Origin of the sequence: Limnohabitans sp. WS1 (genome assembly GCF_003063265.1) — a bacterium.
Lineage (GTDB): Bacteria > Pseudomonadota > Gammaproteobacteria > Burkholderiales > Burkholderiaceae_C > Limnohabitans_A.
On sequence record NZ_NERU01000010.1, the window covers coordinates 145576 to 152657 of the forward strand.

A 7082-nucleotide genomic window follows, 5' to 3' on the forward strand; every position below is an offset into this window, starting at 1 on the left:
CGGACTCACCCTGGGAAGCGGTGTGACAGGCTTAACGGGTTGGACGGCTCAGGCGTTCCAGCTCTTGCTCAGAAATTTCTTCAAACACACGCACCACCTTGGTCACACCCCCGATGCTGCGGGCGATGTCGGTGGCCCGTTTGGCTTCCCGGGTGGTGACCCGCCCCATCAAATACACCACGCCACGCTGCGTGACCACCTTGAAGGCGTTGACCTGCAAATCTTTGGCATCCACAAACGCCGCTTTGACTTGGCCCGTGGTGACCGTGTCTTTGGACAATTGCGTCAGGGATGAGGTGGGCATCACGGCCAAGTCGTTGACCACCGACTGAACGTTTTCCTGGCTTTGCGCCAACTTCTCAGCTCTGTCTTTGTCTGCCGCCGAACGCGCCTCACCGCTGAGCAACACTTTGCGGTTGAAGCTGGTCACCGTCAGGTTCACACGCTCGCCCAGCTCTTGGCGAACAGCGCTGGCGACCTTGATTTCGATGCTTTCATCTTCGACCTGTGTGCCAGCGGTGCGGCGGTCTGTGGCGACCACACCCGTCATGACCGCCCCCCCCACAATCAAGGGGGCACAGGCGCTCAAACTGGACAAGACAGCGGTCAAAACGGCACCCGAAAGCACCAAGGACTGAAGATTGCGTTTCATTTAAAGAGGCTCCTGTTCACCCAACAACTGGGTGTCAATTCCATCACACAGACAATGCAGCACCAAATGTTGCACCTCCCGAATGCGTGCCACACGGTCATGGGGCACACACACATGCACATCCGTTTCGCGCAGTTGACGCGCCAACACGCCACCTTGGTGACCCGTCAACGCCACCACACTCATTTCCCGCTCGTGAGCAGCATGGACAGCCTGGACCAAAATGGGCTCGTCGCCGAGGGCACTGATCAAAAACAGCACATCGCCGGTGTGGCCCAGCGCCCGCACCTGACTGGCCAAACCTTGTGCATCGGACCACAGTGTGGCCATCAAAGCATCGGCCGACAAGGCCAGAGCCGACAAACCCGGCCGCTCACGCTCAAAGCCCCCCACGAGCAAGCTGGCCAGGTACTGCGCCAAGCCTGTCGAAGGCCCCATGCCGGCGGTGAGCACTTTGCCCCCGCCCGTCACACAAGCGAGGACTGCTTGAACGGCGGCTTCCACCGGTTTGGCCAAGCCCTGTGCCACCTGGTAATGCAGGTCGGCACTGTCGATGAAATGCTGTTGAATGCGCAGGTCTAACATGGCCGCGATGATAACCGCCAGCGCAGGCAAACTTTCACTTTGCCCCGCCCGGTGTGTGTCCAATCACCGGATGGCCTCAACCGGCATCAAAGGCCGCTTGTAACCACTGGGGGCCCGCCCCGTCCAAGGTCACCACATCGAAGCGGGCCGGGGGCAAGCGAGACCAACTCAAAAAGTAATGCTGGGCCGCAAAAACAATGCGCCGCCGCTTGGTCGCACCAATGGTCGCTGCCGCCCCTCCAAAGTCGCTGCGGCTGCGCTTGCGCACCTCAACGAACACCACCGTCCCGTCGGCCGTTTGCATGATCAGGTCGATTTCTCCCCCACCCCGCCCGGGCGTCCGATAATTGCGCTGCAGCAAGCGCAATCCCTGTGCTTGCAAATAAGCCAGCGCCTCGTCTTCGCCCGCATCGCCTTGGGCCTTGGTCGAGGTGGCTCTGCCTGTGTTTTTTTTGAGGAATTGCATTGACTCCGTCTCCCTTGTCTGCCTCGTTTGCCAAAGCCCTGGAGGCGGCGCACGACGCTGCCGGGTCACAAAACCACCCGGCCAGCACACTGTATGTCGTGGCCACCCCGATTGGCAACCTCGCCGACATCAGCCTTCGCGCTTTGCACGTCCTGTCGCGCGTCGATGCCGTGGCTTGCGAAGACACCCGGCACACCCAACAGTTGCTGCGCGCTTATGGCCTGGAACGGCCCTCTGCTCAACTTTTGGCGGTTCACCAACACAACGAGGCGCAATCGGCTCAAAGCGTGATTGACCGCTTGGCCCAGGGAGAACGGGTCGCCTATGTCAGCGATGCGGGCACGCCAGCGGTCAGTGACCCCGGCGCACGCTTGGTGGCGGCCGTCAGGCAAGCAGGTTTTCGGGTGTTGCCTTTGCCTGGGCCCAGCAGTGTGACCACCGCCCTCAGCGCTTCGGGCATGACGGGCGAGACAGGCTTTGTTTTTGCGGGTTTTTTGTCCAGCAAATCAGGCGAGCGCATGCAAGCCGTCCAAGCCCTGGCACAAGAAGCACGCGCAGTGGTCTTGTTGGAGGCCCCTCATCGCATTGAAGCCCTGGCCCTGGCGCTGAGCGCTTTGGGTTCGCGCCCGGTCACGGTGGGGCGCGAGTTGACCAAGCAGTTTGAACAATTGCACACGCTGGCGGCCGCCGATTTGCCCGCTTGGCTGGCCGAAAAGCCCGAACGCCAGCGCGGGGAATTTGTGCTGGTGCTGCACAACACCCCGGTCAGCGAGTCCACCGGCCAAGGCCTGAAGGTGTTGCAGTTGCTGCTGGCCGAATTGCCGTTGAAGACCGCTGTCAAGCTGGCCGCAGACATCACCGGCGAATCCAAAAACGGGCTTTACGAACAAGCCTTGGCGCTCAAAAACCGTTGATTTTCAGGGGATTGCACTTCGGTTTTTTCTTTTTTATCTCTGAAATTTATGAATACCTTTGTATATTTATTAAAAGTGAAATAGTTTTTTATTGTCATATTTGAATCGCAAGCTTGGATAATCGGGGGATGACCCTTGCTGACATGGCCTTGCCCAACTTTCGCTGTTCACGGTTTGATTTTTCACCAAGCCCCACGCCACCTTCGCAGCACACCGCCCGAGGTTCTTGTCTCCCCCGTTGGGCTGACACTGTTGTCTGGCCGCAGGCCCCTGTCCCACCCATTCTGGCTCTGGCCTGCGGCACGCAGGCATGACGATCCAAGCATCACCATACCTGCCAAGGCGCAGGGTGATCCTCGTTTTTCTGGCGTTTGCACTGGCCTACTTTCTGTCATCCTTGATCCGGGCCATCACAGCGACCTTGTCGCCCAGCCTGACGGCTGAATTTGCCCTGAGTGCACAAGACTTGGGTTTGTTGGCGGGTGGCTATTTTTTGGGGTTTTCACTGACCCAACTGCCTCTGGGTCGATGGCTGGACCTGCACGGCCCCAAAAAGGTGATTTTGGCCTTCTTGAGCGTTGCAGTGATGGGCTGCCTGGCCTTTGCGTGGGCAGAGCAATTTCACAGCTTGCTGGCGGCCAGGGTGTTGTGCGGCATGGGTGTGAGCGCCTGCTTGATGGCACCCTTGACAGCCTACCGGCGCTGGTTTGATCGCAACACCCAGCTCAGGGCCAATTCATGGATGCTCATGACCGGCTCTACGGGCATGCTGGCGGCCACTTTGCCTGTGCAATGGCTCATGCCGCTTTGGGGCTGGCGGCCCTTGTTCATCGTGTTGGCCGCCATGGTGGTCGTCACCATGGCGCTGGTCTTGTTGCTGGTACCCCACTGGTCGCCTCCTTCCCAACGCGCCGACCCGGTCGCGCTGAACACCACAACATCCGACGGTTACCGCTTGATTTGGCAAAGCCCTTATTTTTGGCGAATGGTGCCGATCGGCTTTTTTTGTCATGGGGGCATGGTCGCCATTCAGACTTTGTGGGCAGGCCAATGGATGACCCAAGTGGCTGGTTGGAACGCCACAGACGCGGCGGGCGGCTTGTTTGTGATCAATCTGGGCATGCTCATCAGTTTTTGGCTGTGGGGCCTGATCACGCCACGGCTGGCCAAGGCCGGTGTCCGCATGGAGACCCTGATCACCTGGTGTTTGCCCATGACCTTTGCCGCCTTGTTGGTCTTGGTGACGGCAGGTCCAGCGGTGGGATCAGGGGCCGCTGCCGTATTGACCGTGTTTTGTGTGGGCAGTTCGGTCGTCTCCTTGATTCAGCCTGCCGTCGGCTTGAAATTTCCCGTCCATTTGGCTGGCCGGGCTTTGTCGGCCTACAACTTGGTGGTGTTGTCCGGCATTTTCTGCGTGCAATGGGGCATTGGCCTGGTCATTGACTTGGGGCTGGCCATGGACTTGTACCCTGTCATGGCCTATCGGGTGGCCCTGATGACTTTTGCGGCTTGTTCCGTGCTGTCCTGGCTGTACTTCATACTCAAGCGCATGCGGCCAGGCAGCGCCCCCAAACCACTGAACCCTGGTCCTTGAAACCCGGGTCCAGCGGCAGAAAAGGCCCTTTCAGCGTTTTCGCAAACCCAGCCACATGACTGTGGCCACCACCACCGCCGCCCCCAGCAATTGCATGGGGGCGATGGCCTGACCCAGCAGCGCCCAAGCCAGCACCAGTGCAAAGATGGGCTCCACATTCATGATGGCCGAGTTGCCCACCACGCCCAGCTTGGGCAGCACGGTGAACATGATGGTGAAGGCCGTGCCGTACAAAAAGGTGAGTAGCCCCAGCCCCCACCATCCGGGCACAGCCTGCGGCCACTGAAACCCGCCTTGTGTGAGCGCCACGCTGGCGGCCAGCACACCCACGGTGGCCATGGTGGTGAAGGTGCGCAGACGCCCGTCCACCCCCACCGTCTCGTGCTGGGTGAGCACCAAGGCCAGGCCAAAAGTGGCCGAAGCAGCCAATGCAAAACCCACACCCGCCCCGATTTCTGCCCAATGACGCTCCGCGCCCAGGCCCGAGGCCGCGCCCAGCACGTCCAGTGCCAGGGCCAGCCCGGCCATCATGACCGGCATGGCCCACAGCACGGCGCGTTCCGGTTGGTGACCGTACAAAATCCTGGCCCACAGGGCCGTGGTCAGCGGGTACGTGTTGAAGGCCAACAAGGCCAGCGCCACGGGCAAACGCTCCACCGCCGAGTACAGGCACACGCTTTGCACCGCGATCAGCAGGCCCACCGCGCCCAGGTATTTGCGCTGCCCGGGCAAAACACGCCAGGCCACCTTTTGCTGCCACAAGATCAGCGCCACCACGGTGGCCGTGATGACGCTGCGCACCGTCACCGCCGTCACCACATCCAGCCCGTGGTTGAAAGCGGTGCGGGCGGCCACATGGTTGGCCCCCATCATGAAGGCGACCAGCAGCAAGGTGCCAAAGGCCGCGCCGCTCAAGCCCGGTTTGGCCATTGTGCTCACGGGTAGAGACCCAGGCCCCGGGCATGCAGGCGAGACAGGCCCAGCAAGGCATCGGTGAAGGGGGTGGCCACATGGCTCAGCTGGCCCAGCTCGCGCACGGCGGCCACCAGGGCGTCGAGCTCGACCGGTTTGCCCGCGTCCACGTCTTGCAGCATCGAGGTGCGAAACGCCCCCAGCTTGCGTGTGACGGCGTGGCGGTCTTCGGGGGTTTGCGCGATCGGGATGCCGATGTGCTCACCAATGGCCTTGGCTTCGAGCATGATGCGCGAGACAAAATCGCGCACCAGCGGGTCGTCCAAAATCACGTCGGTGGTGGCCCCGGTGAAGGCGCTGATGGGGTTGATGGTCATGTTGCCCCAGAGCTTGTACCAGACGTCTTTCTGGATTTGGGGCGAGACCGTGGCGTTGAAGCCCGCTTGCACCAACAAGGCGGCCAGCGCCTGCACGCGGGGCGAATCCACCCCGCTGGGCTCACCCACAATCAGGCCATTGCCAAAGTGGTGCCGGATCACGCCCGGCACATCGACCGAGCAGCTGGCGTGCACCACGCCACCCACAATGTGCGCCGCCGGGATGTGCTGCGCGATCACGCCGCCCGGGTCCACCGAGTCCAGATGGGTGCCCGACAGCGCACCACCAAAGCCCTGCAAAAACCACCACGGCACGCCGTTCATGGCCGTGAGCACCACCGTGTCTGGGCCGATGAGTGGTCCGATGCGCCGGGCCACGTCGGCCATGGCGGGGGCTTTCACGGCCACGATCACCAGGTCTTGCACGCCCAGATCGGCCGGGTTCTCGCGGGCGACCAATGAGGTGCGCATCTCTTGGCCGCCTTGCAGCAGCACCAGGCCGTTTTGTTGCAAGGCTTCGAGTGTGGCGCCTCGCGCCACCGCGCTCAGGCTGCAGCCTTGCTGCGCCAGGTGCGCCCCGATCCAGCCGCCAATGGCACCTGCGCCGTAGATACAAACTTTCATGCGCGCCACCCTGTGTCTTGTCGGTCAATCTGGCGAACCAGTGCTTGGAAAACGTCTTCACCCGCGCCGTGGTTCGGGTTGAACTGCAGCGCGTCACGGGTGCATTGGTCCGCAACCGCTTCGGGCACCACAATGGGCTCGCCCATGCTCAGCGTGGCCAGCTGGATTTCACAGGCGCGCTGCAAAGTCCACAGCACCGCAAAGGTCTGTGCCAAGGTGTGGCCCCAGGCCAGCAGGCCGTGGTTGCGCAAAATGACGGCTTGCTTGTTGCCGATGCTGCGCAGCAGGCGCGGTGCTTCTTCGGCGTGGATGGTGATGCCTTCGAAGTCATGGTAGGCCACCATGTTGTGCAACTGAGCGCTGTAAAAATTCGTCTGCTGCAAGCCGCCTTGCAAACAGGCCACACCCACCCCTGCGGTGGTGTGGGTGTGCATCACGCAGTGCGCCCCGGCCAGGCCTTCGTGCACCGCCGCATGCACCGTGAAACCCGCCGGGTTGACGGGGTAGGGAGAGCCATCGAGTTTGCGTCCTTGCACGTCGATCTTGACCAGGTTGCTGGCGGTGACTTCGCTGTAGTGCAGCCCGAAGGGGTTGATCAAAAAATGTTTCTCACCCCCCGTGACGCTGTCCGGCAGGCGCAGCGTGATGTGGTTGTAGATCATCTCGGTCCAGCCGAGCAGTGCGAACACCCGGTAGCACGCGGCCAGCTGCAAACGCGCTTGCCATTCATCGGGGTGCACACGCGCTTGCAGCGAGGGCACCAAGGGTTGGGGGGTGGGGAACATGGTGGGTTTCCTGGTGTGTTGGGCAGCGGGTCACTGGCGGTCAATGAATTGGGGTCAGATCCCCATGGCACTACCTTAAGCGCTACGTAAAGAAAACAGGTGGACTGGCTGTACTGCCTGACGCTAAGCTGAAGTTGTTCAAAGACAGCAACCCGCTTCAGTAGTAAGCCAGC

At 61.5% G+C, this 7082-nt stretch carries 8 protein-coding genes; 2 read left to right on the plus strand and 6 right to left on the minus strand.

The features are described from left to right. Nucleotides 1–31: 31 nt before the first annotated feature. The 3 genes from B9Z48_RS13615 to B9Z48_RS13625 form a co-directional block, all read right to left on the minus strand. A complete protein-coding gene (locus B9Z48_RS13615) occupies nt 32–652 on the minus strand; it encodes a BON domain-containing protein (RefSeq protein ID WP_089952176.1) in 621 nt (206 codons plus the stop codon). Then, nucleotides 653–1237, minus strand: a complete 585-nt coding sequence (locus B9Z48_RS13620; RefSeq protein WP_089952589.1) for an SIS domain-containing protein — start codon at nt 1235–1237, stop codon at nt 653–655. A gap of 76 nt (nt 1238–1313) precedes the next feature. Continuing rightward, complete coding sequence (locus tag B9Z48_RS13625; protein WP_108379071.1) at nt 1314–1703, minus strand: YraN family protein; 390 nt, start codon at nt 1701–1703, stop codon at nt 1314–1316. A 14-nt stretch (nt 1704–1717) separates the two neighbouring features. Between B9Z48_RS13625 and rsmI the strand changes: the two genes are divergently transcribed. Together rsmI and B9Z48_RS13635 are read left to right on the plus strand one after the other, a co-directional pair. Continuing rightward, nucleotides 1718–2617, plus strand: coding sequence for a 16S rRNA (cytidine(1402)-2'-O)-methyltransferase (gene rsmI, locus B9Z48_RS13630; RefSeq protein ID WP_089952181.1), 900 nt, complete (start codon nt 1718–1720; stop codon nt 2615–2617). A gap of 310 nt (nt 2618–2927) precedes the next feature. Further along, the gene (locus tag B9Z48_RS13635; RefSeq protein ID WP_108379073.1) at nt 2928–4211 is read left to right on the plus strand and encodes an MFS transporter; all 1284 of its coding nucleotides are present in this window, start codon (nt 2928–2930) and stop codon (nt 4209–4211) included. A 30-nt stretch (nt 4212–4241) separates the two neighbouring features. Here the strand turns inward: B9Z48_RS13635 and B9Z48_RS13640 are convergent, their stop codons facing one another. Genes B9Z48_RS13640 through B9Z48_RS13650 form a run of 3 tightly spaced genes read right to left on the minus strand, consistent with a single transcriptional unit; the run spans nt 4242 to nt 6909 of the window. After that, nucleotides 4242–5141, minus strand: a complete 900-nt coding sequence (locus B9Z48_RS13640) for a DMT family transporter (protein ID WP_108379075.1) — start codon at nt 5139–5141, stop codon at nt 4242–4244. A gap of 5 nt (nt 5142–5146) precedes the next feature. Continuing rightward, on the minus strand, nt 5147–6124 hold the full coding sequence (locus B9Z48_RS13645) for a 2-dehydropantoate 2-reductase (protein ID WP_108379076.1): 978 nt from the start codon (nt 6122–6124) through the stop codon (nt 5147–5149). Beyond that, the gene (locus tag B9Z48_RS13650) at nt 6121–6909 is read right to left on the minus strand and encodes a class II aldolase/adducin family protein (RefSeq protein ID WP_108379078.1); all 789 of its coding nucleotides are present in this window, start codon (nt 6907–6909) and stop codon (nt 6121–6123) included. Before B9Z48_RS13650 ends, B9Z48_RS13645 begins: the two co-directional genes overlap by 4 nt. Between the last annotated feature and the right edge of the window lie 173 nt (nt 6910–7082).

Bases quoted from the DNA above. Each gene is read 5' to 3' on its own strand.
- B9Z48_RS13650 (WP_108379078.1), bottom strand. From the start codon at position 6,909: ATGTTCCCCACCCCCCAACCCTTGGTGCCCTCGCTGCAAGCGCGTGTG.
- B9Z48_RS13615 (WP_089952176.1), bottom strand. From the start codon at position 652: ATGAAACGCAATCTTCAGTCCTTGGTGCTTTCGGGTGCCGTTTTGACC.
- B9Z48_RS13620 (WP_089952589.1), bottom strand. From the start codon at position 1,237: ATGTTAGACCTGCGCATTCAACAGCATTTCATCGACAGTGCCGACCTG.
- B9Z48_RS13640 (WP_108379075.1), bottom strand. From the start codon at position 5,141: ATGGCCAAACCGGGCTTGAGCGGCGCGGCCTTTGGCACCTTGCTGCTG.
- B9Z48_RS13635 (WP_108379073.1), top strand. From the start codon at position 2,928: ATGACGATCCAAGCATCACCATACCTGCCAAGGCGCAGGGTGATCCTC.
- B9Z48_RS13625 (WP_108379071.1), bottom strand. From the start codon at position 1,703: ATGCAATTCCTCAAAAAAAACACAGGCAGAGCCACCTCGACCAAGGCC.
- B9Z48_RS13645 (WP_108379076.1), bottom strand. From the start codon at position 6,124: ATGAAAGTTTGTATCTACGGCGCAGGTGCCATTGGCGGCTGGATCGGG.